The 22937-nt window shown below is 48.1% G+C and carries 27 protein-coding genes and 2 pseudogenes; all 29 read right to left on the bottom strand.

The genetic code is table 11. The annotated features are described in order from the left end of the window. Positions 1-3 precede the first annotated feature (3 nt). Complete coding sequence (locus K364_RS0111820) at positions 4-1836, bottom strand: VirB4 family type IV secretion system protein (RefSeq protein ID WP_028308195.1); 1833 nt, start codon at positions 1834-1836, stop codon at positions 4-6. Positions 1837-2100: 264 nt separating this feature from the next. Beyond that, the gene (locus tag K364_RS0111810; protein ID WP_028308194.1) at positions 2101-2556 is read right to left on the bottom strand and encodes a HEPN domain-containing protein; all 456 of its coding nucleotides are present in this window, start codon (positions 2554-2556) and stop codon (positions 2101-2103) included. A gap of 81 nt (positions 2557-2637) precedes the next feature. After that, positions 2638-3408, bottom strand: a complete 771-nt coding sequence (locus K364_RS0111805; RefSeq protein ID WP_028308193.1) for a Fic family protein — start codon at positions 3406-3408, stop codon at positions 2638-2640. 57 nt (positions 3409-3465) lie between these two features. Beyond that, positions 3466-4056 (bottom strand): hypothetical protein, encoded by a 591-nt coding sequence (locus tag K364_RS0111800; protein ID WP_028308192.1) that lies wholly within the window; start codon positions 4054-4056, stop codon positions 3466-3468. Beyond that, positions 4053-4355: a hypothetical protein gene (locus tag K364_RS0111795; protein WP_028308191.1), complete on the bottom strand. Its 303-nt coding sequence runs from the start codon at positions 4353-4355 to the stop codon at positions 4053-4055. The genes K364_RS0111800 and K364_RS0111795 overlap by 4 nt, the downstream gene beginning before the upstream one ends. 13 nt (positions 4356-4368) lie before the next feature. Further along, the gene (locus K364_RS0111790) at positions 4369-4938 is read right to left on the bottom strand and encodes a DUF7768 domain-containing protein (RefSeq protein ID WP_028308190.1); all 570 of its coding nucleotides are present in this window, start codon (positions 4936-4938) and stop codon (positions 4369-4371) included. Next, positions 4935-5795, bottom strand: a complete 861-nt coding sequence (locus K364_RS0111785; protein ID WP_028308189.1) for a conjugal transfer protein TrbL family protein — start codon at positions 5793-5795, stop codon at positions 4935-4937. The genes K364_RS0111790 and K364_RS0111785 overlap by 4 nt, the downstream gene beginning before the upstream one ends. Before the next feature lie 73 nt (positions 5796-5868). Continuing rightward, the gene (locus tag K364_RS0111780) at positions 5869-6210 is read right to left on the bottom strand and encodes a DUF3852 domain-containing protein (RefSeq protein WP_028308188.1); all 342 of its coding nucleotides are present in this window, start codon (positions 6208-6210) and stop codon (positions 5869-5871) included. 93 nt (positions 6211-6303) lie between these two features. Then, positions 6304-6663: pseudogene (locus K364_RS27930) on the bottom strand (DUF8195 domain-containing protein); the annotation flags it as partial. Positions 6664-6760: 97 nt separating this feature from the next. Continuing rightward, positions 6761-8542 carry a reverse transcriptase domain-containing protein gene (locus tag K364_RS0111775; RefSeq protein ID WP_028308187.1) on the bottom strand — a complete coding sequence of 594 codons (1782 nt, stop codon included), beginning with the start codon at positions 8540-8542 and terminating at the stop codon, positions 6761-6763. A gap of 540 nt (positions 8543-9082) precedes the next feature. Further along, positions 9083-10417: pseudogene (locus tag K364_RS23885) on the bottom strand (DUF8193 domain-containing protein); the annotation flags it as partial. Between the two features lie 75 nt (positions 10418-10492). After that, complete coding sequence (locus K364_RS0111765) at positions 10493-11050, bottom strand: DUF6550 family protein (protein WP_028308186.1); 558 nt, start codon at positions 11048-11050, stop codon at positions 10493-10495. A gap of 90 nt (positions 11051-11140) precedes the next feature. Further along, a complete protein-coding gene (locus K364_RS0111760) occupies positions 11141-11686 on the bottom strand; it encodes a hypothetical protein (protein ID WP_028308185.1) in 546 nt (181 codons plus the stop codon). Continuing rightward, positions 11683-12081 (bottom strand): DUF4320 family protein, encoded by a 399-nt coding sequence (locus K364_RS0111755; protein WP_028308184.1) that lies wholly within the window; start codon positions 12079-12081, stop codon positions 11683-11685. The genes K364_RS0111760 and K364_RS0111755 overlap by 4 nt, the downstream gene beginning before the upstream one ends. Continuing rightward, positions 12075-12290 carry a hypothetical protein gene (locus K364_RS23880; protein WP_051534024.1) on the bottom strand — a complete coding sequence of 72 codons (216 nt, stop codon included), beginning with the start codon at positions 12288-12290 and terminating at the stop codon, positions 12075-12077. The genes K364_RS0111755 and K364_RS23880 overlap by 7 nt, the downstream gene beginning before the upstream one ends. Before the next feature lie 68 nt (positions 12291-12358). After that, positions 12359-12733 carry a type II toxin-antitoxin system death-on-curing family toxin gene (locus K364_RS0111745; RefSeq protein ID WP_028308183.1) on the bottom strand — a complete coding sequence of 125 codons (375 nt, stop codon included), beginning with the start codon at positions 12731-12733 and terminating at the stop codon, positions 12359-12361. Then, complete coding sequence (locus tag K364_RS0111740; RefSeq protein ID WP_028308182.1) at positions 12730-12972, bottom strand: type II toxin-antitoxin system Phd/YefM family antitoxin; 243 nt, start codon at positions 12970-12972, stop codon at positions 12730-12732. Before K364_RS0111740 ends, K364_RS0111745 begins: the two co-directional genes overlap by 4 nt. 59 nt (positions 12973-13031) lie before the next feature. Further along, on the bottom strand, positions 13032-13904 hold the full coding sequence (locus tag K364_RS0111735; RefSeq protein WP_028308181.1) for a hypothetical protein: 873 nt from the start codon (positions 13902-13904) through the stop codon (positions 13032-13034). A 95-nt stretch (positions 13905-13999) separates the two neighbouring features. Then, complete coding sequence (locus K364_RS0111730; RefSeq protein WP_028308180.1) at positions 14000-14317, bottom strand: type II toxin-antitoxin system RelE/ParE family toxin; 318 nt, start codon at positions 14315-14317, stop codon at positions 14000-14002. Continuing rightward, positions 14301-14588: a type II toxin-antitoxin system prevent-host-death family antitoxin gene (locus K364_RS0111725; protein WP_035269190.1), complete on the bottom strand. Its 288-nt coding sequence runs from the start codon at positions 14586-14588 to the stop codon at positions 14301-14303. Before K364_RS0111725 ends, K364_RS0111730 begins: the two co-directional genes overlap by 17 nt. 92 nt (positions 14589-14680) lie before the next feature. After that, positions 14681-15610: a type II secretion system F family protein gene (locus K364_RS0111720; RefSeq protein ID WP_028308178.1), complete on the bottom strand. Its 930-nt coding sequence runs from the start codon at positions 15608-15610 to the stop codon at positions 14681-14683. Then, a complete protein-coding gene (locus tag K364_RS23875) occupies positions 15607-17070 on the bottom strand; it encodes a type II/IV secretion system ATPase subunit (RefSeq protein ID WP_242841707.1) in 1464 nt (487 codons plus the stop codon). The genes K364_RS0111720 and K364_RS23875 overlap by 4 nt, the downstream gene beginning before the upstream one ends. 92 nt (positions 17071-17162) lie before the next feature. Further along, positions 17163-17978 carry an AAA family ATPase gene (locus K364_RS0111710; RefSeq protein ID WP_028308177.1) on the bottom strand — a complete coding sequence of 272 codons (816 nt, stop codon included), beginning with the start codon at positions 17976-17978 and terminating at the stop codon, positions 17163-17165. Then, the gene (gene cpaB / locus K364_RS0111705; protein WP_028308176.1) at positions 17979-18803 is read right to left on the bottom strand and encodes a Flp pilus assembly protein CpaB; all 825 of its coding nucleotides are present in this window, start codon (positions 18801-18803) and stop codon (positions 17979-17981) included. It lies immediately after the preceding gene. Continuing rightward, positions 18800-19243 (bottom strand): prepilin peptidase, encoded by a 444-nt coding sequence (locus K364_RS0111700; protein WP_028308175.1) that lies wholly within the window; start codon positions 19241-19243, stop codon positions 18800-18802. Before K364_RS0111700 ends, cpaB begins: the two co-directional genes overlap by 4 nt. Then, on the bottom strand, positions 19233-19370 hold the full coding sequence (locus K364_RS27925; RefSeq protein ID WP_422857220.1) for a DUF6133 family protein: 138 nt from the start codon (positions 19368-19370) through the stop codon (positions 19233-19235). The genes K364_RS0111700 and K364_RS27925 overlap by 11 nt, the downstream gene beginning before the upstream one ends. A 100-nt stretch (positions 19371-19470) precedes the next feature. Beyond that, entirely contained in the window at positions 19471-19866 is a 396-nt protein-coding gene (locus tag K364_RS0111695) for a DUF6262 family protein (RefSeq protein WP_035267751.1), read from the bottom strand. Further along, a complete protein-coding gene (locus tag K364_RS23870; protein WP_035267808.1) occupies positions 19859-21394 on the bottom strand; it encodes a tyrosine-type recombinase/integrase in 1536 nt (511 codons plus the stop codon). The genes K364_RS0111695 and K364_RS23870 overlap by 8 nt, the downstream gene beginning before the upstream one ends. Then, positions 21391-22937: tyrosine-type recombinase/integrase (locus K364_RS0111685; RefSeq protein ID WP_028308174.1), on the bottom strand; the 1547-nt coding region annotated here is incomplete at its 5' end. The genes K364_RS23870 and K364_RS0111685, both read right to left, overlap by 4 nt.

Genomic DNA, 22937 nt, shown 5'->3' with positions numbered 1-22937 from the left:
TCCTTACCGGCCGCCAGCACTTCCGAACAGTCGTGATTTGTGCTCGGGAGCCTGCACCATGAGGTTATACCGCTCATTGCCACATTTGTAGAGACACACACCGCGCTGCGGGTAGCGGATCAGGTTATATTCGCTCTGCTCCAGCTGCAGGGTATCGATGTAGAATTTGGCATCAATGTTTCCGGCATTAAAGAGGAAGGCATGAGTCGGTATGGAAAACAAAGGCTTGGTATACTCCCGGATGCCGTCAATATTGAAATCCTCCAGGTTCTGGCTGGCAAGGATCACGGCGCTGTCCTTCTTGCGGACACGCTTCATAAAGTTGCGGATATACTCAACCGCTGTGAGGTTGGTAAGAAACAGATAAAACTCATCGATGCTTGCTACCGTATTGCCCTTGGTTAAAAGCTCGTTGGACATGAAGGACAGCACGTTAAACAGCAGGGCGTTGCGGATATTTTTGCTTGCCTGCAGCAGTCCTTTCACACCGAAGGTGATGAAATGGCTGCTGGTGATGTTGGTATGCCCGTTAAAAAATTTAGACTCCGCACCCTTGCATAGGGAATGGAGTCCAAGGCAGATCTGCTGCAGGATTTCTGCGGTATAAAGCTGGCGTTTGCTTTCATCAAAGGTTTTGTATTCGTTTTCAATCAGCTCATATAGGTTGGACAGGATGGGATAATCGGTGGATTTAAGCCGGTCAAAGTTGCTGTGGTCCGTGATGCCCCATTGCTCATACAGCTTCCCCAGCATGATTTCAATGGTGTCGATCTGCCGGTCGTCAAAATCCTTGTATGTTCTGAAAAAGTCCTTGAGAAAGCTGATGTGCTGGCTGAGTTTGGAGGTCTGCCGGAACGCCTGGGGAGCTTCAGCATCCCTGGGATCGCCGTTTTCATCCCATGTTTTCGGTTCCAGCACATTGATGATATATTCGCCGGACATTAAGTCAATAAAGCAGCCGCCAAGGTTGTTGGTTAGTTCCTCGTACTCCATCTCCGGATCAAGCGCCAGTACATGCATGCCGGACTGCCGCATGTTGCATAGGATGAGCTTCAGGAGGTAGGACTTTCCTTGTCCTGAGTTGCCAAGAATGAGAATGTTTGCATTGGTCTTGTCATCGGCACGTTTATTAAAATCCACAAGAATGTTGCTGCCGAACTTGTCCCTGCCCAGGTAGAAGCCGTTGGCATCGGTTTTGCCGGAGTAGTTAAAAGGATAAAGGTTGGCAACGGAGGATGCCGGCAGTACCCGCTCAAACTGATCTCCGAACACATTCCAACCCGAAGGCATCACGCATATAAAGCCCTGCTGCTGGCGGAGCATGAGGCGGTCAACGTTGAGCTTAGAGCGAATCAGTTCGGTCAGCACCTCGGTCTGCAGCAGCTTTAACTGCTCAAGGTCGTATGCTAAAAGCTCAATGTAGACGGCGGCATGGAGCAGTGGTTCTTTGTTCCGGTGCATGCTGGCTACGATGGAGGCTACATCCTGCAGATTGCTCTCAGCGGTGACGGTCTGCTGGAGGTCATTGGTGTTGCTCCGCTTCATGCGGTTCTTGTTGGCGGCATTGCTAATGATCTTCTTTTCCTCAACAGGGGTGACGTGACGGGCATAAATCTTTAAAGTGACACCGTCCTTTTCCCCAAGGTGGCGCAGGATTGCCTGTTCCTCCGTGGCTGTGGGGTACTCGCGAAGCGCCCACACACAGCGGTAGGTATTGCCGCAGATGAAGTGGTCGGTGTTGAATTTGATGACCGACGGTGCGATCATATCAAGAAATTCCTGTATGCGGACGTCCTCCTGCGCCACGGCAGTATTCATTCGATTTGCTTTTGGCATTGCATCATCTCCTCTCCTCGAAAAACAAATAAAAAAGACCTGCCTGAATTTTTATGGCAAGCCTCCCACAAGTATCCTGTACAACTGCCATCCTAATCACCTCAGCACACACAATAAACGAAGAAGCAGCGGAAGTCCATAGGAGAAAATAGATAAAGAGCAGCCTCACCCTTCATTAATAAAGATAGAGAACATGGCTGCAGCCTTAAAAAAGGCAAAAATAAAACACCAAACGATTTTCGCTTGGCATTTATAATGAATATATTACGTTAGTTGCTGCCCTGCTGTTTTTTCTTGCTGGTCTTTTTGCCTATCGTCATCCGGTGAAATTTCCTCGGCAAGCTGAAGCCTTTGAAGTACAAATTCCATTACATGATCAGCATCAGCAATGGCTGTTCTCATATCGTTGTGTGAAATTTGCATCTCTAAAGGATATATCTGCTCGCCATATCTAGCAAGTCTTCCACAAGGCTCAATCAACTTATCAAAAGTATTGTCAATATCCATGCACATACGGCATAACATTTCTAAGTCGTAAGTACGGGGCGGTTCGACATTATGGTATATAAGAAAACCTTTTACCGCTTCTTCGGCTGCCTGTTCGCTGTGATAGCAGATGATTTCCAATGGAACCGGACGCATACCCAGGAGATGCTTTGCGCAGCTGATATCTTTATTTGCAAAATCAAGCCATCCTTTGACTATATTGACTTTGTCCATATAACATCACCACATCTCTGGCAATCGTGCTTTTAATAGTAAAGCAATAAGGTTCCGCTATCATAATTTGATATATCTATGCTATAGCTGCATACCCATGCCGCTGTCCAGCTTTGGAATTGGTATGTGCAAAAGCCGCATGATTTCCTTTTGGGATTCAATAACCCGCTCTGCAATAAACTGTACAAAGGGTTTGTCATCTCTATGGGCTTTTTCAAGAAGTTCAATGTATTCATGTCTAAGCACCGGAGGAATTACAGCCAAAAGATATCCATCCTGTATCAGTGCGGTGTTCATAATGAGCCTGGCAATTCTGCCATTTCCGTCTTTAAACGGATGAATGAAGACAAATCTTTTATGGAGCTGTGCTGCAAACACTACCGGATGAAACTTCTCTCTTTCGGTTGCAATCCACTGAAAAAGTCCATCCATTTCTTCCTGTATGCGTTTTGTTTCTGCCACAGGATATCTGGAGCCGCTGATGAAAACATCCATGTCACGGTATCTTCCGGCATATTCTTTCTCTATATTCTCATAAAACATTTGATGCATTGTCAGAACATCTCTTTCCGTAATGGTTCTATTTTTAAGCAGTGTGAACATGAAATCATAGGCTTTAGCGTGACCGATTGCCTCAAAGGTATAGCGCAAGGGTTTACCGCCAACAGTCAATCCATCCTCAAGCAACACTTTGGTTTCACTTTCCGTAAGGGTATTTCCCTCAAGAGCATTGGATGACCAAGTAAGGCCGATACGATAGTATTCTTTAAGTTGTGTCAGCACCTCACCCTCGAAGGGTCTGCGCTCATCTATAGCAGCCTTATATAAGTCAAGTAATCTGTATATATCCATCTTTATTCACCTGTTTTCATTGTATTTATCATTTAATTATACCACAAAAACTTCCATTTAGTCACCAAAAATCACCCATCTCTCACCATCAAAGTCCTCAAATTTTTCGGTAGTCAAATTCTGCTCAAAGTACACGGCGAGGATTCTTTTGATGTCCTCTTTTTCGGCCCTTTTAACGGAAAAGCCCTGCTCTCGCAGGGTTTTTTCAATACGGTTTAAATACGGGAACACTTCGTTCGGTTTTTCATCCTGCAACCGGATAACAATGAGGAATTCACGGGCGGTCGCCATCTGCACCTGTATGCGGTCAAGAAAGGTCAAGTCTGCCTCCAAAAGTTTTCGGACAGTAGGGTTATCCTCCTGTTCAATGCGGTTTCGCAAAAAACGCTTGTTGTCCTCAAAGTTTTCACGGCTGTTAAGACACAGCATTTCAATCTCAGCCATGCCTTTCAGAACAGTCATAAGAGCATAGATTCGGGCGGCGATACTGGCTTCCGACAGAACCGAGATGTTGGTCGGCTTGATGATAAAATATACCAGTTCGCCATGGCCGTAAGTCAAAAGGCTGTAGTCAGTGATGGCCTTTGTGTTTATGAGCTGCCGTGTGGAGAGCTTTTGTTTGGCTGTCTTTTTTTCTTTTCTGCTCATTTGTCCACCTGCTTTCTATCCGGTTCTGAATGGACAGCGGGTTGAAGCTTCCATTCATATAACTGCTGTTTGGTTATAAAAAAGGCACAGGCATACTTGATAAAATCGAGGATAGAGGTGTCCTCAAAACGGATGGTTAAAAAGGCATAGAGAGCAGTTGCCACTATCGGAAGCAGGATGCCGAGCTGTACGAGCGCAAACACAGAAACAAGACATCCGATGCCGATGATGCCGATATCCCGAAGCTGCCACAGCCAGAGTACCGCCTTGGATTTTAAATTGTCCGGGTAAATATACATACTCTGCCCCTCCTTATAGCTTCATGTTTATGCCAGGGGATTGATCTTCATTTAGTTCAATTTCTATTTCCTTGGGATAGTAGGAGACATTTGCTGTGCCAATGTTTTTCATAAGTGTGCTTGCTTTCTCGGCAGCTTCCTCATAAGTATCAAAGATTTGTATCTTGCCTTCTGATTTCAGCCAAGCTTCAGCAGCTCCGCAGATAGAGGCGGCACTGCGCTTTGCCCAAATTCCCCATCGCTTCATGTTCATCACTCCCTGAATTTTATTTGAATCTTGATCAATAATTTTAATCCCGATCCTTTCGGCTTCCTCAATTTCACGCCGCATACCCTCGGATATCCTATCGCCGAACACCCACAGCTCGGAGCATAAGGCAAGAAGCTTAAGCCCCATTTTGATTCCCAGCTCTCGTTCTACCGGATTCGATTCACAGAGAAATCTCGGCATCAGCAAATGGGGAGCCAGGGGAATTACGCCACAGTCTGCGGCGTAGCGGCAGTATGCTATTGCCATTTTGGTGTTATATTCAATATCTCCGGCATAGGGAGAACAAATATAGACCAGCTTCATATCCGTCATTTTGCCACCGCCCTTACCACTGTGCGCGTTATGTTCATCGCAGTCTGCGCCGCATACATGGTGCTCATGAGATTGCCCCTGGTGCTGGTGTCAAGTCCGAACTGCCCGGCGATCCGTGGTATCTCTGAAGCTGCAAGCATAAGGCCAAGTCCCAGAAGCATGTTGCTGTTAAACACCATGAGCCCTGCAACGAGGATGGTCGCCTGTAAAAATGCGGTCAGGCATAAACCCACCACCTGCTTGCACCATGATACGAATCCGTCTATATATCCTCTGGGGACACTGAACATATACAGGCTGCCCACGGCAATCTGGATGAGCAGAATTCCCCCTCTCTTGAGGTTGGCAAAAAACACTTTGATTACCGCATAGCCCATGAGGATCAAACAGAATATCCCCATAATGGGACTGACTAAGACATCGCCTATGCTGGCAAGGGCAGCGGCAGCCATGGTGCTGATGCTGCTGTCTGCCGCCGCAAGTCCTGTGATGCCGGATGTGAAGGCGCCCTGCAGGGTAATCGCCAGCTTGTACAGTTCCACCGGCACAATGGTAAACAGGCTGACAGCCATAAAGCCTTTGATGGCATTTAAAGCTGTGTCCTTGATGCTGCCCCTGCCGCTTTGGTATTCAATGCCGCATTCAAAGGCGGAAACTACTAGCCCTGTCCCATAAAGCGCCCATGCAAGATAGGAAAAGAACAGCACAATAGCCTGCACCCAGCTCATCTCGAACAGCTCGGCTCCCATGTTGCCCATCATAGCGAAGAATTCACCAAGAAAGCCGATTATCTGAGCATAGATCCAGTCCATAATCTGTCCGAGGACAGTGTCAGCAGCAAAATCCCATATGAACATTTATAAGTTCACTCCTTTCGGAAAGATTTAGAGCCTGCTTTTACACAGACTCCCTGGCACAATTTTGCTGCTGTTACATGCCAAGAATCTGCCAAATATAAAGCGGCGCTGTGAGGGTAAATATCAAGCAGGCGAAGAGAATAGCAGGAGCCGTCCACTCAAACATTCCGTGTTTTCTATAGTCGAAGTACGCCATCCCCAGTTTGGCGAAGAAAAACACAGCAAGAATCAGGTCGATTGCAGGGAAAACAACCTTGTTGACCACAGTTTTAATCTGTGCGGATGCGTCCTTCCATGTGCTTTCTATGGCTCCCGCAACATCGCCGGTAGGAGCGGCATAGGCGGTCATGCAGAAAATGCTGATAAGGACAAGGGTGACGCAAAAAAGGTATAAGAGCTTTTTCTTTTTTTTCATCAATTTTTCCACCTTTCTTCCTTTATTGCTGAAAAAGAAAAGACCGCAGGGCTTTTCACGCCTTGCGATCCTGTTCTTTTTCTGATGATATTTTTAAGGTTTTACGGGCGCGATGTGCCAGTCATCCCATAAGCTTCCGCTTATGTTCACTGAGTCTGTTAGGTTCATAGAGAGCATCCCCTGCGGTGTCCAGCAGTCAATTAGGTACGTATACGGGGTGTAGCTTCCATCCGGCATCCAGATTGGGGTGAAATGGGTGCGCCGGTTATAGGTCGAGTACTTGTTTTTAGCAAACTCGAATTTGGCACTGTAGCCGCTGCTTGTTGGCTCCAGTAAGCGCCAGTATGTTTTGTACTGAAACTCCGGAAAGTAAGTTATGGCAGTCTGTGCGCCGGTCACTGCCCAGGACTGATTGGTGCTGACATTGGCAGTCACGATTTGGTTGATGCCATAGGCTAAGGGTCATTGCTGACCCTCGCCACCGAACCGTACGTACACCTCTCGATGTATACGGCTCTCCGTTAATATTTAACGTATAAAAAATTCAAGTCTAATCGTCATGGATTGCCTTATGACAATCTTCACATACCACTAAGGTTTTTCTACGTTTGGATTTCATTATCTGCTCCCAAAGCGATGTTCCGTCCAGCCCTTTTACACTCGGCACATGATGAACCTCATAGCTGGCTTTATCTTTACTACCGCACAATTCACAAATCCCTGCCTGTAGTCGCGCCCTAATTGTCGCATTTGTATTTACAGAATATCTGTGTTGTACAATCTTGTCCTCGCACTTACCCTTGCAGTCCTTTAGTTTTACAATTCGCTTTTCTTTGGTTGCGCCATTTTCCGTTTTATACTTGATGGCCCAATCCTTGCCTTGCTTATGTTTGGCTACTATTTTCTTAATTGTGGAATTGTGTTTTCCTGCAAGCGTAGCAAGACAACTGTATTCCATCAGATAAGCGAAATATTGCAGCTTGTATAGATTTGAGGCAAGGTAATAGTAATTCACTATCCCACGAATCTCCGCATTGTATCGTTCAACAATTTCTGCGTCAGGTAGGTACAACCAGCCTTTTTTGTGTAGCGGTCTAAACTTTTTCGCTTCAGTTTGACGGACAAATCCTTTCTCAAACATATGCTTTTCGATTTTCTCAAATGGTACGCTTAATGCAACAGTGTTATTTAGATGTCTTGCCTTACGTCCCCTGCTATCGGTCATATATTCTTGATTTCGCCTAACCGATATATCATAGCCTAAGAATCTTACTCGCTCACTGCTGTGTGTAATCAGGGTTTTGTCTTTGCTTAGAGTGAGTTTGTATTCGTCAAAAAGAAACTTTGCTAACTGCTCTTTAAGCTTTACGCAATCTTCTTTACTGCCATTTACCGCTATCAGAAAATCATCGGCATACCTGACGTACGATACCTTTTTGTCATCCTGCATTTTTGAGGGTGTTTTTCGGTATTGTTCTTCCAGGTCGCGAATTTCAGATAACAAGGCTGTTCTTTGTTCGCCTGTGGCACTTTTCAGTTTTTTCCTTCTTTTAAAGAGTTTCGCACTTAAGGAGCTATGTTCAGGTGTGATTTTTCTGGTTGCAGGCTTATCAAAGGCTTGCTTTATTTTCGCGATTTCATTGTCTAGCTCATTAAGATAGATGTTGGCAAGAATTGGAGAAAGGATGCCGCCTTGCGGACAGCCGGAATATGTTTGATGGTATTTCCAGTCCTCCATGTATCCTGCTTTCAAAAAACTACGGATAACATTAATAAATCTGCTATCCTTGATTTTCCTTTGCAAAATCTCAATCAGCTTGTCATGGTCAATGTCGTCAAAGCATCCTTTGATGTCGCCTTCAATGAACCATTTTGCACCCCTAAAATATAGTTTTGCCTGTTCAAGGGCTGTGTGACAGCTCCTCTTAGGTCTAAACCCGTGCGAAAAGTCACTGAATGTAGGCTCATAGATTGCTTCCAAAAAGTTACGTATTACCTCTTGCAGCAGCTTATCTCTGAATGACGGTATTCCTAAAGGCCGCATTTTGCCGTTTTTCTTCTTGATATATTCTCTGCGAACCGGCTTAGGTGTATATGTTCCGTCTGACAGTTCTTTTATTAAGCTGTCAACGTACTTTTTTCCAAAACCGTCGGCAGTATCATTATCAATGCCTTTGGTTGATGCACCCTTGTTGGAATATAGCTTTTGATATGCAAGGTAATAAATGTCATCTCGTAGGAGATAACGGTACAGACGTGTGTAGACACCGTCTTTGTGCTCGCTTGAATTCTTGTAAATACGCTCCAAAATATCAGATGTTGGTTTTGTCACGGTTTCTCCGTCCTTTCATCTTTCCTATTTTGAATTTATTAACTGTTCCACTTCGCTGTTTTCTGAGATTTCCTCAGCCTAAGCTACTATTGGAACTCTGTTGCCATGCAGACAAATGTATCTGTTTAGGCAATCCCCAGTTTAGCTTTGACCTTGGAAGTGCAGATTGTCGGATATGCTTTCGGTCTGTTAAAACATGCTCTCATGCCTGCTTTGTAATTTGCTGATGACTCCATATACGGTTACGGTATATATGGATAATTACAACTAAGGTATCATGGTAATTTCCTTAGACCCAAAACAAGGGTAGCTTAGACCTCACATTCGCCAATCGCAGGCTTATCCTCGTATCTGCTTGTCATCGCAACATAAGTCGAGACTTTACCCTAAGTCCACTTGTCGCTTTCCTACCATGCGGTGTTCCTGTATCGGGTTTCCCCTTGCAGTAAGGTAGGTTGACTTACACGTCATCTTGTGTAGTAGTTCCAACCAGTGATTTTTGCTCACTTTCTACTGAAACAAAGCCCTATCTGGGCGCACATATCCGCTTTTCATGGTTTTCCCCGATGCGGTTGGTGCTTTAGCATCGGGAATGATGCTCATGGAAGCTGAGAGATCTGCCCTGTAGGAGTCATAATCAAACTCCCACCAGCCGTGATCGCACCAATAGCCTGAATCTTCGCCGGTGGAGTGCCACACCCAATACTCCTGCCACCAAGGACGCCACACGCCCCATGAGGCGGAGGTTACCTGTGGTTTGCTCGGAACGCTCGGCTTAGAGTAGGAATCATTGCGATCATCCGCAACGGGGTTTGGCGGATCATTGCCCGACAGATCCACAATATTGGCGGTGATGGTTCCTTGGCTTGCTCTGCCTCTGCCGGTTACAGACACAGTTATTGTCATGGTCTGCGGTGTGGAAGGTGTCGTCCAGCGCACCCACACAAGCTGGCTGTCGCCATCCGGATAATATACGTTGTTTACCGTGTAGGTTTTGCCGCCGATGGTAAAGCGTACCGATACAGGATTGTCGGGATCAGCCTGGCCTCCGCTGACCGTGACCGAGGTGATGACCTCGGTATTAACACGATAAGTGTAATCGTAGCTGCTCACTTGGGGAGGCTCTGCCTCGCTGAACCGTACAATGCCAAGGCCAAGGGAGGACTTTATATCCGCATTGGAAGCTTTTGATGTGGTGCTTCCCGACCACGCAGGATAGCCAAGATCAGGCGTTTCCAGAAACATGGCAAGGGGTAAATTTTGGTGTGAAAGAGAAGCCATTTTGCTTCTTAAGCCGCCGCCGAGCTGCTCGTCATAAAGAGCAGCTTCTGTTGCAGTCACAGCAATCCTTACGCCTTGAAAGGTCATATACGCAACTGGCTCTAACAGTATTTTGTAGTCACCGCTGATGAGGGTGTCGTAATTGAAGCCGGTAACATCGGCAATCCGCATCAGTGTATATTCCGAACAGAAATATCTCTTTATGGCTTCAATGTTTGCATTACCGCTGCCAGAACTGATAATTCTTGGAATCGCTTGTGCCGGATTGACATAGGTGTATGTTTGTGGATTAGGTGTCAGAGAAACACCTTTTGTATAAGATATTTTGCTGACTTTTCCAAAGTGTGCCTGGATGTTATCGGGATTTTTGTTGGTAAAATCAATGGGTGTGGTAACCACCGCACGATCTCTTACCCTCACAACCGTAACCCGCACACCCTCATCGCCAGGATTCCAATAGTTTTCGCTGGTACCGCTGCCCATCCCGCCGCCTCCATGGTCAATGTTCCCTTCGCCCTCGGCATAGGTGGCGAGAGGAGACAGGAATGTCAACAGCAAGGCCAACATAAAAAAAATACTAAGGTTTCGTTTCATAAAGACCTCCTTAAACAGCAAGAAGCACGACATTTCTGCTGCGCTTCTTGGAGTACTTTATTCTAATTTGATGGGCTAATCCATTTTTCCAACTTGTTTATTGATATCACCATCACCGTCTACTGTTGTACCCGAACCTCCTGTTTCAGTTACCCATCCGAAGCCGGGAAGATAAACCTTGCCGTCTTTTTTCTCACCGCCCTGCGGCTCACCGGACTGCGTGGTATTTGGTTTTTTTACACTGTCATGGTCTACCGCTTTCACATTGTCAACCTTTTCTCCGTTGGGCTTTTGGGTTTTGTCGATCTTTTGGCTTTCTGTCGGCGCTGCCGGTTTGGTCACTTCCGGCTGAAGATTCTGTACCGGCTGATCGGTCTTAGCCGCTGTGTCATCGGTCGGCGCTGCAACCGGTTCGTTGGCCTGGATGACCACTTCTTTTTCTTCTGCCTTATCACCGGTGTCGATGGCTGGATTGTTCTCATTATCTGTAACTGCAGTCGGCGAAGCTATCACATCATCCACCGGTGTTTGCGTCTTAAATTGAGAGGATATTGCAATAACCAGCGCCACGCACACAATGCCAAGTCCGGCGATGGTCAGCCATTTCTTTGTCTTGTCAGTTATATTCTTCATAAGAGATTACCTCCTTGTCTATTTTTTACAGTTCCTTACAAGCCACCCTACCACAAGAGTTTTCAAAAGTCTATTACAACTCTGAAACAGTTAAAATAGAGGCATATATTTCGCCTGCACCTTAAGGTTCATCCGCATCGGCGGTAGGGATTTGCCGCCAAAGGACACCGGAACCTCCAGCCGGATCACCGCATCGGCGAGAAGGCCCTGCGCACTGTCGGAGTCGGAGGGTGCAAGGGGCACATTAGTAATATCGACGGATAAACCGGAGAGCTTGAATTCCACCGCTTCGCCTGCGTATTTCACATGATAGCCGCCGTTTTTTTGCAAGCCAAGGGTATTGTCAAGATACTCATAAATATCGCCGTAGTCAATGCTGCCCTCCCATGAGGAACCGCTTGGCTTATACCCTCCTGCATAGCCCTCCCGAACGCCGTGGTAAACATCATCATAGTTGTCGTTAACTGTCGAAATGATGGCAGACTGCACCGCATCCCGAACACCGGAGGCGATGATCATGAGCCTCAGGTATTCGGATATTCCGCACAGGATGATGCCAAGCGCGAGGGTGATGGCAACAACCAATGGGAATGACGATCCTTTTTTTCCCTTTAGTATACCATATAATTTTGTCATTTTTTCCAATACACCTCGCTTTTGCCTGTCGCCTGTGCGGTCAAGGTAATGGGAAAGGAGCCGAAACCGCCAAAGAGTCCGATGTCGGTCTGCATGGAAACGGTCACCGTGAACTCTTCATTGAGCTGGATTTTGCCGGTCTTTGACCATGAAATGGCGGGATCAAGTCCTGTTTTTTCCCGCAGGACCTGCGCCCGCATGCTGGTTTCGCTGCCGACCCTGCCTGCAATCTCTGCTTCTCTGCAAAGTTCTGAGGCAAAGGTGTCAAGTTGGCTCTTGGCGATGTAGACCGGAAACACCTTGACGGCAAGAGCAATGACAAGCATGGCGCAAAGTACCAGTACCGCTACATCGATATACCCTTCTCCGCGTTTATTCCCCAGCTTTTCTAACACATCCGCACCCCCTCGTCCTGTCCGGGTTCCCGGAAGGCTTCGCCCAGCTCGTAATCTTGTTCGGCATCCCTTGTGTCGGCAAGTGTACAGAGAACATGCCCCCTTTCCTCGTCCAAAGCAGTGCCCTGCTCGTTCAGCCACTGGTCCCTCACCACCTCCGGCGGGTTTTGAAAGCGCAGCAGCTTTTGTTTCAAATCCTGTTCGTTCATCAGAAGACCTCCTTTCAGCGCAAAAAAAAGAACGGAGGTTATCCGCTCTTTTTCGCCATGCCCATTCTTTAATTATGCCGTAGAATCCATTCCAAGAGTTGCTTATCATCCATCTCGCCGGCGGCAAGCTTTAAGCCGGTTTCGATAATATCCTGATCCGAACATGTTAGCTCGATGCCATTGATTTCCAGAAAAACCAGCATGGCAAGCATTCCGATTCTCTTGTTGCCATCAACAAAGGGATGATTTTTTACTAAAGAATACCCCAAACGCGCCGCCTTCGCCTCCAGTGTTTTATATACATATTCACCGCCAAAGGTCTGAAATGGAGCGTTGACCGCCGAGTCCAGCAGGTTCTCGTCACGAATCCCGTCCAATCCTCCGGTTTCCTTGATCAACGCACTGTGCATCATCACGATTTGCGGGATGCTTAATCTTTTCATTTAGCCAGTTCCTCAAACGCCGCCCGGTGTTTTGTGATCAGGCGGCGGGCTATACTTTTCACATCCTCGTCAACCGCCATTTCCTCAGCCTGAAATTCACTGAACTCTGTGATAATATAACGCGGCACATTGTTTTTCAAAATGACCGCAACACCATTCTCATCAACCAAGCGCGCCACCTTGGAAAAATTCTGATTGGCCTCGGTAATGGATACAAGGCTGTTTGTGTTGATATTCATTCATAACACCTCCTACTTCTATTATACACAGAAATAGGATAAATTCAACCTATTTCATTTCAAAACATCCCGCCGAGGGACTTGATGATCTCATAGCCGATGATGGCGAGATAGGTAAACAGGAAGCATATCAGCATAATGAAGGAGAAAATCCGGATTTTGGGCGGTATCTTCTGCGCCTCACCCTTGAGTCTTTGCAGCTCCAGCACCTTAAAATCGTGGGCGAGCATCTGAAAATAGATTGCGCCGTCATCGCCGCGCAATACACCAATGAGTCCGCGCACTACATCAGAGAGTTGTGGTGAATTGAGCCTTGCCTCGAATCGGGTGAGCGCCGCCTCGTAGCTGGATGATCGCATGTCCGCAGTTACGATGTCCAGTTCACTTGCAAAAGCAGCGCCTGCATTTTTCTTAAAATTCTCCAGAATGGACAGCACATCGCGGCTGCTTTTCAGCGACTGTTCGATGGTCGCCACGAACCTTGGCAACTCGCTTTCGATCTGCTCCCGTTTGACCTTCAGCTGCTCATCCGCTTTTCTGGTTTCCTTGAAATAGACCAGCACGGCGAGCAGCACCATCACCGGGGAAAGCAGCGGGAACAAGAACAGGCAGGGTATCACGCCAAGGAGGATCGCTCCTGCTTTGACGAAGGCATACGCAAGGTAAACCTCCGGTGTCATACTGATGCCCGCCGCTTTGAGGACGTTGGACATGCGGCTTTTGCGGTACTCATCCAGGCGAATAAATCTTGACAGCCTGACAGCGCCGGACATGAAATACGCATCCACGGTTTTGGCAGCCTTTTTGTCCTGCTTACCGGCACTGAGCATGGCCTTGGCTGCTCCCATGGTCGGCAGCTTGAGCACATCCGCGAGAATAAAAAACAGCCCTACCGCAAGCAGGACTACAAATAAAAATAACAGGAATATCAAATGGTTTCACCTCCGTAAAATGCAGAAAAGCCGCCACATTTCTGTGACGGCATATGATCTTACGCTAATTTCCGATATAGTTTTTAATATGCTTCTTACAACAGCCAGCCGTAATCCTGCCTGCAGTCCACCACATAATCCACATAAACGGTATCGCCCTTTATCTGGTAAATGAGCAGATACCGTTTGCCCATAAGGAGTTTTCTGTACTTACCGGCAGGAATGTAAGGATCGGAGAGCCAAGGGTTTCGCTCCGGAAATTCCTCCAGAGATTTTGCTTTCGCGCTGAACTCAGCTACGAGATCTAGTACGGCTTTTTCACTAACCTGGGCCAGAAAGCGGGAGTGAGATACCAGCATCTGCGCCGCCTCATCGGAGATAATCACTTTGTATATTTTACCCTCGCTGTCCATCCAGTACCTCCTTGATGGCTGCTTTCATCATGGAAGATACCTCGTCAATGGAATAACCGCTTTTGCCGCTTAACCGGCTTTCCTCGGCTGCGACCAGATTTTCTCTGAGGCGCAGCATGCTTTCGCGTCTGGCAAAGGCTTCAATATCCATCACCACCAAATCACCCTCACCGTTTTTGGTCAGGTACACAGGCTGTCCGGACTTCTTGCACAGCTCGGAAATCTCGTTGTAGTTTTTTCGAATTGCAGCTGATGGCTTTATATTAATCATCTTGACCACTCCTTTTTGCGTAGCATTATTTTATCCTTATTGTATTCTTATTATACTACATCAAAGTGGCCTTGTAAATTAATGATGCCTTGCTACCTCCTGTACTCAATGGGCTTGGTGAGCTTAATAACAAAGGCGGTGGAAATAAAAATTGCCGCCGCACAGATGGCAAGGATAAACTGCCCAACAAAAGTGTGCATTAACGTGTTATACCAAGACTTATTGAGGAAATACATCAAGGGAATGTTGCCGATAACAAGGAGCGCCATGATGATGAATTCCTTGCGAGGCTCGAACACGAGATATTCCAACTCCGCGTTGACGATCCGCATATCGGAGAGCTTGCTGACAATGGGGGTCAGCGTTGTCTTGAGACTCCGGTCATACTGGCATGCGGTAATGGCATCACACCACTCGCGGAACACTTCGTTGTCAATCTTGGTCTTCATAGTTTTCAGTGCCGCATCCACATCGGGGTTGATGAGCCTCACCTGTGTTAGAAACCCGGCAAACACATTGCGCACCGGCGGGTTTAAGTATTGCATATTTTCCTCCACGGCGGTCACAATGTCCTCGTTTCGCAGGTAAGCCGTGGTGATGATGGACAGCGCCGTTTCCAACTCTGCAGCAATATTCTTCTTGTAGTGGGTGACAGTCAGTTTGATATACCAAAATGGCAGGAACATCAGGCCCAGCGCAAGGACAGGGACGAGGAACACATTCTGCAGCAGAATGGCAATACTTACGCCTATAGCAAACAACAAGAGCGAACAAGCACAGATCAGGGAGAAGCGGCTGCTTCGTCCGGTCAGCGCGAGAATTTCCTGCGCTTCTATAATCTCCCTGCGGAGGAAGGAAGGGCGCTTGCGCTTGGTGGCCTCGTTGATTTCATCCTTGATGCTTTTGGGTCTTTTGATCAAAAAGCCAAACAGGCCGTCCGTGAACGCTATAGGCGAGATTCCAAGCAAGATAAAAGCACCGGCAATCATGCCGATGCAAGCGATGAGCTGAATAAAAGTCATTTTCCAATCACTTCCTCTTTTTTCTCATTTAATTCGCTGGAGGATGAGCTGCAGTTGTGCAATATCTCTGTGTACGAAGCAGGTGCAACAGAAAGATTCTGTGCCAGATCATCCTGCCCTTTCGTAATTTTCTTCAGTGTCTCCTGCGGCATGCCGTTTTCCAGGAAGCGCTTTTGCAGGCTCTTGGAGATGGTATTCTCCATCCGATGGCTGCCGCTTATGATGAAACGGTCGCCTTCCATGCGGCTCTCCGTGATGTGGAACCGGTATAAGGTGCGGAAGTTGCGTGTGCCGTCAGGCAGGATTTCACACTCCATGATTTCCATGATCTTGCGCTGCTTATTCTCCAGCTGCTTGGTGAACACAACAATCGGAAACGCTTCGGTCACAAGGGACATGAGGGTATCGTCCGCAATATCGTATTTCCGTTTGCACAGCGTGGCCATCCTGCGCCATGTGGCTTCACAGGAATTGGAGTGGATGGTGGTCAGCACCGTGTGGCCGGTACGGGCGGATTCCTGGGCGGTGTATGCTTCTGCAGAGCGCATCTCGCCCACGCAGATGACCTCCGGATTGAAGCGCAGCGCCATATCCAGGAGCATATCCTGATCAATGTTCTGCTTCTCGTTATCACTGGAGCGTGTCAAGGTATGGATAACGCTGTTGACCACCTTGCCGTCCTTTTTTCGCACCAGTGCCAGCTCACGGGAGCCGTTTTCAATCGTAAAGATACGCTTGTTGTCCGGAATGGTGGTCAGCAGCCAGCCAGCCACCGTAGTCTTGCCGGAGCTGGTCGCGCCAGCCACACACACCGAAATGCCATACCGAAGGCATTCCGCCAGGAAGTCCAACATCTCATCGGTTGCTGTGCCGCCCTTTACAAAGTCAGCTTTCTCCATGTTTTGCGGATTCACAATACGGATGGAGGCCGCCACACCTACATCCTCGTCCACGAGGGGTGTTTTCAGCACGGCGATGCGGATATTTTTGCTCAAATGTCCCAAAATAGCGGGACTGGCATTGTCCAGCACCATGCCTGACACATGGAGCATACGGCGGATTACGTTGATGGCGTGTTCGGGAGAGTCAAAGTGTTCGTCAAGCTTGACTGTAGTGCCATTGCTGTACTGGACCTCAATGTCATTCCAGGCATTGATGTCAATTTCCTCAATTCCTGCCCCGAAGATGTATTTAGTGAGAAATGAGAACTCGGCCATTTCGGTATAGAGGGCATCAACGAGCTGCTGGTCGGTCATCCCCTTTACGGCGATGCGGCAATCCATCAGATATTTGCTGATATACCGCTTGACCTGTGTTTTAACCTCATCTTTTCCCCCATCGAGAATGAGAGTAGAATACTTGCTGGAGATATACTCCTGCACTTCGCGCAAAACAGCGCCAAAATCCTTGGGGTTGTTATTTGGCGCAAAAAACAGGCTATGGTTATGGGCTGCATTCATAGGCCGGATAGTTTGCGGCGATTCTACCGCAAGCACTTCTGCACTTCTTACCTGGAACTTTTCTAGAGTTCTTTGCTTACGTTTTTTGCTTTTCATATGCCAAAGACCTCCTTTGCAATTTTTTCAATCTCCTTGCGGAAGCCCCGGCTGTCCTTGAGCACCAGGTCCCGGAATAAATCCCCGGCAAGAGCTTGATTCTCCAGCTCATCGGAGTGGGGTATCTTGAACACCACATTGCCCAGCACCTGTTCAATATGTTCGCTGGCTTGATTGGTCTTTACATTGCTTGCAACCTTGTACTGCTTATCCGCATCCCATTTGTTGTCTTTTAAGAGCGGGAGCTGGGATGAAAGGTAGCTGATTGATTTGAGATCGCAATTGACCAGACGCAGTACCGAGTCCGCTTCCATGAGGGCAACAGCAGAGAGGATGTCGTTGGCGATATAGCTGCTGCAGTCGATGATAACGTATGGCGCAATATCCCGCAGATGATCGAGCAATTCTGTGGCAAGCTCCGCGTTATAGGGCGGGTAGGTGAACACATTCTCTCCCTTGAGCATGCCGATTAGGGTTAAATAGCTGATTTTCTTATGGGTGATGCAGTTCTGTTTGATCAGGGTATCCGTCACATGGGTTGCAGCCAGAATACTGCCCAGCGACCGTTCCCATTCAAGGTCAGAGGGCGGACAGATGCAGGGCAGCATGGGCGCGGTCATGTCACATAAAAGCAGCACTACATTGCGCTTTTTGTCTGCCAGATGCTTGGCCAGCTTGACACTGACGGTGGTCTTGCCAGAGGAGGGGCTGCCCCATACGGCCAGCACCTGAACATCCTTTTCCGCTTCCGCAGCCTGCGCCTTAACACCGGTGTTTCGGGAGAAAATGCTGCCTTTGATAAAATTAAGCATTTATTCTCCCTCCTTTGGCGTGTCGGGTTTTATATTTCCGGTATTCTCTGCCCCGGTTGACTCTGTTTTTTCTTCTGCTGTTTGCACCTTGGCAGAGGGATACAATTCCTCGATTACCTTGTCCTGTGCCTCAATAAACTTGGCGGCATTCTCCTTGCTGCCCCGGTACACGAGGGACAGGTGCAGCTTGCCGTCCGCCTCCAGCTCGGCAAGGATTTTTGATTGCTCCGGCGATGCCAGAAGGGTGACGGTGCTTGGGAGCTGCTTTTCATCCTCATTCCCCCGCTGTCCGCCGGTGTCAGTATCGTAGCCGGTGTTAGCCGTAACGGCGATAACCTCCACATACTTAAGCTCTGCAGGGATGACGGTCGTGCCTCGCTTTTTGTAGTCGGGAGCGATGACTGATACGATGTCGCCAGTAGCCAGCTTGCCGGACAGACCGGTGGCGAAACTTTTGAGCGTCACGGAGATGGCCTGCTTTTCACCATCGAGGTGGTAAAGATAGGCATTTTCTGCCGCAGGCACATCGGTGAGCTTGGAGCTTAAGATGTAGTCGCCTGCAGCCATATCAGCCGCAGCATATTTCCCGATAGCCGTATCCACATCTTTGACTACGTTTTTCGGCAGGTTGTAGCTGCCGACCTCCACAATCTTCAGCATCTCCCTGGTGATCTGATCTCCGGCTTTGATATCTTTGATGACACGGACAATGTCCGTTTTTTGGGAGATACTGGAGTTAAAAAGCGGCGCTACCACAAAGCAAATCAAAAGAGACAGCACAATGCAGATGACACCAAGTACGGTTCTGTTTTTTAGAAAGCTCATAGGGTGATTCCTCCTGTATTCATGAAATATATGGCGATACAGCCGATAGATAGAAAAGGCGCAAGAGGGTATGCTTTTAGGCATTCCCTCCCGCGCAGTCTTTGGACTATGGCATGGAAAACATAAAAAAGAAGCATGGCGGTAAGTCCAATGACCATGGCCGCAATGCTTCCTATGAAACCGAGGACAATACCCGATGCCGCCATGAGCTTGATGTCCCCGCCCCCAAGGCCACCCCAAACAAGCGCGGCAAGCAGGAGCGGCAGAGCTGCCAGTACGCCGAACAGCTTCACCGGCTCGAAGCAGATCAGTCCGGTGAAAGCAATAAACAGGCAGATAGTGTCGGGGATAATCCTCTTTTTGATATCGATGACAGATGCCGCCAAAAGCAGGGCAATAAAAATGCCGCCCTGCATAAAGAGCAGCAGATTAGCCTGCATAATTGAACATCTCCTGGATGCGCTCCTTTAAGGTCGGGAGAACTTTTCTGCACGGTCGATTGACACGATTAAAGTATGCGGTTGTCGGTGGTGCGAGAATGGTAAACTGAATATGCTTGTTTTTCAAGATAAATTCCTTCTTTCATTTTTGATTTTTAAATAAAAAACACGACCAAACCTCATAGTTTAATCGTGTTAAATATTTCAGTGAAAATAGAATCGGTTTTCTACTCCAGTGACTGCCGCTGCATCAGGAGATACAACTTGCCCCTTAGCAGTTCGCATTCACTTTTCAAAGCGGTATTTTCTTCGGTTAGCCGACGAATCTGTTGTTCCTTTTCCTCAAGCTTTTGCTTCATTCGTTGTTGAACAGTGGATTTAGGCGGCGTGCGCTCTGCTCCGCAAGCTTCTGCGGCTACAATTCCCTGACTGACCAAAACAGCCCGGATATGCTTTTTGCCGAAAACAGACCGCGACAATCCGGTATAGTCCATAAGATTCTTAATCGTCAGCCTGTGCCCTTCGGCCCGAAGCTCTGAAATTGCTCTCAGGACAGTATTGACCGTGGTTTGGCGCTGGTGCTCCTGCCGGGCAATAAGCTCCTTGGGTACTTTGCTATTCATCTTTCTCACCTCCCAGCAGTTTGGCTGCGATCCTCTCAAATAAATCCGCGTTTCTCAACGCATTGGCGTGAATGGCCGGGAAATCCGAGAAACGGTCTGCTTTGCTGCGCCATGCGGACGCTTGTTCCTCGAAATAGGAAAGCTGATCTCTGTCCGGGATAAAATGCCCGCACTCAAGACAATCCCACATATCGCTTTTGCATCCGGTAACGTCGCCGCAGATGCCTCCCGGAACCTTATGGGCCCGGAGGTTTTTAAGCAGCCGCTTTTCAAGCATTTCCTCCATATGGAGAATTCGTCCGCCGAACAGGATATATGGATTATCCGGCGGCTTTGGCTCATTCAAAACATACCGCTGCTTTTGCAGGATGGTCTTAGGCTTTAAATCCAGATGGGAATAGGCGTTCCATATCATGGCGTTTCCGTGGTGGCCCGTCATGTCGGCAATCTGTTCCAGCGTGAAGCCTGCTTCCAGCCGGTCGGTAATTCCGTTGTGGCGGAATTGATGGGATGTCAGGTTGTAGACCTCCCCATTTTCATCCAGGACGCCGTACTGCTCACAAATTCTTTTGAAATGGTAGTCCACAACGGCAGGACAGACACTTTGAACCCTGCCCGGCTGAGAAGCCGTGCCGTTTTTGTAATGAAGCACCCTCCGATAGGTAAAAAGACAACCGCGTTTGTTTTCAGGCAAATGCTCCTGCAATTTCTCGGCTACTGTCTGTTGTGCCCGAAGCAAATCCAGAAGATATCCGGCAATCCCCGTATCCTCAATGTGGACAGAACGCAGGATCGGTTCCATGTTGCCTCCGTTCTGCTTCCATGTTGGGATAAAGAGAACGAAATTCCCGTTGTACGGCTTTACGCAGTCGATTGCCATGGCCAGCACTTCGGATATCCGGGACGGAATGAGCCGCAGCAGCCAGTAAATACACCGGATGTGCAGATCTATTTCTTCTTGCCGGAAGATACCGTCCAGCTTTTCAGCCACCTTATCCGGGATATATTTGGAGTCCAGCTTTTCAGCTCGCGCATATGGATTGCAGGCAAAAGGATTTTTGCAGGGTACCCCGTCAAACCCGTTCATCATGCGAAACAGAGAACCTGCCTCGCGCCAGATGTCCCGTATGGTACTGTCCGCCAGGCTGGATGCATCCAGATGCTCTTTCAGCCTTGAAGCCGTCCGTATGTCACAGCCCGAAAGCAGGGGGGCCGAGCAGGCTGCGGCCAGGAACTTCAAGAATGGAACCAGACGGGCTATCCTTGACCGGATCGTTCTGACCGTATCACCATGCAGCAGCCGCAGGAGTGAATAGTATTTCACCATTTCTTTGTAAGCAGATGGAACGGCAGAAAAGTAGATGTTCATGTAATTCTTCGGCTCCGCCGCACTTCGCATTCGTTTGTCACACACCCATGTGTCCTCATCGAAGTGAATATTGCTGCCAAGCTGCGGCAAAAGGGCAAAGTACCGGCTCTTTTGCTGCTCGTCGTAGTTTTCGATGTATTTGTATTGCGGAAGATTCATACCGAGGCACCTCCTTCTATGGCGTTTACAATGTTTTCATAGCAGTTAAGAAGGAATGTTGCCTGTCTGTATTCTCTGAATTCCTCATAGTCCGTAATACCAGCCTCAGCATAAGCGGCGAGGAGGCTGTTCACAACCTCGCGCTGTCCGTTCATGAGACTCTGCCAGTACGGAAGATACTTGGGTCCTGTACAAAGATTTTTGCAGTTTACACAGTTGATCAGGCTGCTCCTGCTTGTACAGCCGCCATCGGCCAGCTTTTTCAGGCAGAATCCAAACTCCACCCGCCGTTGTTCCAGTCGGAAATCCATATACAACAGCCTGCGTTCTTCCTCTGTGTACTCCGCAAGCTGTTCATCCGATAGCAGAAGATCGAATTTTTCCCGGAAGAAGCTTGTATTGAGCTCAGCCAGCTTCATTTTCCGGACTTCGGCGTAGTAATTTGAGGCAGTGTTTCTGCTAAGATGTCCGAGCCAGTAAGCAAGCTCATCCACGGACGCTCCGTTTTCAATCAGGGTAACCGTCAGTGTTTTGCGCTGCTGTTTGCTGGTAAAATGCCATAGCCGGCCGTTTTCATCACGGAGGTCATATTTTTCAATGAGCCTGTTGATGACCAGCAGATAATTGCTCATACTGATCATGCTGGCCCGAAAATTCGGCCGCTTGTTGACAAACAGATACGGCACGCCAAGTTCCTTCCGCCACTCTTTCGTTTTGTGAATCTGTCCGGAGATTTCATCTGCCAATGCTTTCAGGATGAGCACTCTGTGATAATCCGGCACACCGGCCTTCCGTCTGGCGGTCAGGGTTTTGTACTGCTTGTACTTAAGTTGGACAACACCCTCATACTGTGACGGTTCCAGACAGTCGGCCTCCAGAAAAAGCACCTCCTTCATACGCATGCCTGTGGCAGAGAAAATCCGGTACAGCAGAGCCTGCACCGGGTCAAGTTCATCCAGATGCGCATCGATCTGCTCCGCAACAGCCTCCGGAATGGCGGCGGTCCGTACCTTGTAGTCCTTTGCGTTATGAAACCGGTAACGGGAAAAGGGGTTGTCGTGTGGAACGGGGCTGCGCATTGCTTCATCCCGATGATTGCTCATCAGATATTCCATGAGTACCGACAAAATGCTGAAAACCCTCATGATATTGGATACCGACTTTCCTCCGGCTGTTTGTCCATATCTGCGCTCCATGCTCATGTACAGCGACCGGACATCAACATCATCCACATCCGCGAAAAAACGAATACTTGGATTGTTATCTGTGAGCAGATTGGTCGCGTACGCTAAGGTAGTAATGGCACGGTCTTTGTCGGCGGTGATGCTGTAATATCTGTGCTTCATGAAATACTTGATTTCAAGCCGCAGGGAAGGTGAACGAATTCCTGTAAAATCAATGGTTTCCCGGTGCAGGGACGGCCCGTGCCTGTGGAACAGCGTCCACTTGTCACTGGACATATCAAGCTGCAGGTGGTTTTCAGCAATGAATTTTTGGCACTGGATTTCAAACTCGCGGCGAACTTCGGCAGCGACCAGTGTTA

The sequence above is a fragment of the Desulfitibacter alkalitolerans DSM 16504 genome (assembly GCF_000620305.1).
GTDB lineage: Bacteria > Bacillota > DSM-16504 > Desulfitibacterales > Desulfitibacteraceae > Desulfitibacter > Desulfitibacter alkalitolerans.
The sequence above is the reverse complement of the archived record's forward strand: the minus strand, read 5'-3'. Positions and strand labels throughout refer to the sequence as shown.

What these genes read in the sequence shown, in the direction of transcription:
- K364_RS0111805 (WP_028308193.1), bottom strand. Translation starts at nt 3,408, where the DNA reads ATGGATATATACAGATTACTTGACTTATATAAGGCTGCTATAGATGAG.
- K364_RS0111800 (WP_028308192.1), bottom strand. Translation starts at nt 4,056, where the DNA reads ATGAGCAGAAAAGAAAAAAAGACAGCCAAACAAAAGCTCTCCACACGG.
- K364_RS0111790 (WP_028308190.1), bottom strand. Translation starts at nt 4,938, where the DNA reads ATGACGGATATGAAGCTGGTCTATATTTGTTCTCCCTATGCCGGAGAT.
- K364_RS0111740 (WP_028308182.1), bottom strand. Translation starts at nt 12,972, where the DNA reads ATGAATATCAACACAAACAGCCTTGTATCCATTACCGAGGCCAATCAG.
- K364_RS0111795 (WP_028308191.1), bottom strand. Translation starts at nt 4,355, where the DNA reads ATGTATATTTACCCGGACAATTTAAAATCCAAGGCGGTACTCTGGCTG.
- K364_RS0111810 (WP_028308194.1), bottom strand. Translation starts at nt 2,556, where the DNA reads ATGGACAAAGTCAATATAGTCAAAGGATGGCTTGATTTTGCAAATAAA.
- K364_RS23880 (WP_051534024.1), bottom strand. Translation starts at nt 12,290, where the DNA reads ATGAACGAACAGGATTTGAAACAAAAGCTGCTGCGCTTTCAAAACCCG.
- K364_RS0111785 (WP_028308189.1), bottom strand. Translation starts at nt 5,795, where the DNA reads ATGTTCATATGGGATTTTGCTGCTGACACTGTCCTCGGACAGATTATG.
- K364_RS0111780 (WP_028308188.1), bottom strand. Translation starts at nt 6,210, where the DNA reads ATGAAAAAAAAGAAAAAGCTCTTATACCTTTTTTGCGTCACCCTTGTC.
- K364_RS0111730 (WP_028308180.1), bottom strand. Translation starts at nt 14,317, where the DNA reads ATGGACAGCGAGGGTAAAATATACAAAGTGATTATCTCCGATGAGGCG.
- K364_RS0111710 (WP_028308177.1), bottom strand. Translation starts at nt 17,978, where the DNA reads ATGCTTAATTTTATCAAAGGCAGCATTTTCTCCCGAAACACCGGTGTT.
- K364_RS23870 (WP_035267808.1), bottom strand. Translation starts at nt 21,394, where the DNA reads ATGAATCTTCCGCAATACAAATACATCGAAAACTACGACGAGCAGCAA.
- cpaB (WP_028308176.1), bottom strand. Translation starts at nt 18,803, where the DNA reads ATGAGCTTTCTAAAAAACAGAACCGTACTTGGTGTCATCTGCATTGTG.
- K364_RS0111820 (WP_028308195.1), bottom strand. Translation starts at nt 1,836, where the DNA reads ATGCCAAAAGCAAATCGAATGAATACTGCCGTGGCGCAGGAGGACGTC.
- K364_RS0111695 (WP_035267751.1), bottom strand. Translation starts at nt 19,866, where the DNA reads ATGAATAGCAAAGTACCCAAGGAGCTTATTGCCCGGCAGGAGCACCAG.
- K364_RS0111720 (WP_028308178.1), bottom strand. Translation starts at nt 15,610, where the DNA reads ATGACTTTTATTCAGCTCATCGCTTGCATCGGCATGATTGCCGGTGCT.
- K364_RS0111700 (WP_028308175.1), bottom strand. Translation starts at nt 19,243, where the DNA reads ATGCAGGCTAATCTGCTGCTCTTTATGCAGGGCGGCATTTTTATTGCC.
- K364_RS0111725 (WP_035269190.1), bottom strand. Translation starts at nt 14,588, where the DNA reads ATGATTAATATAAAGCCATCAGCTGCAATTCGAAAAAACTACAACGAG.
- K364_RS0111745 (WP_028308183.1), bottom strand. Translation starts at nt 12,733, where the DNA reads ATGAAAAGATTAAGCATCCCGCAAATCGTGATGATGCACAGTGCGTTG.
- K364_RS0111765 (WP_028308186.1), bottom strand. Translation starts at nt 11,050, where the DNA reads ATGAAGAATATAACTGACAAGACAAAGAAATGGCTGACCATCGCCGGA.
- K364_RS0111760 (WP_028308185.1), bottom strand. Translation starts at nt 11,686, where the DNA reads ATGACAAAATTATATGGTATACTAAAGGGAAAAAAAGGATCGTCATTC.
- K364_RS23875 (WP_242841707.1), bottom strand. Translation starts at nt 17,070, where the DNA reads ATGAATGCAGCCCATAACCATAGCCTGTTTTTTGCGCCAAATAACAAC.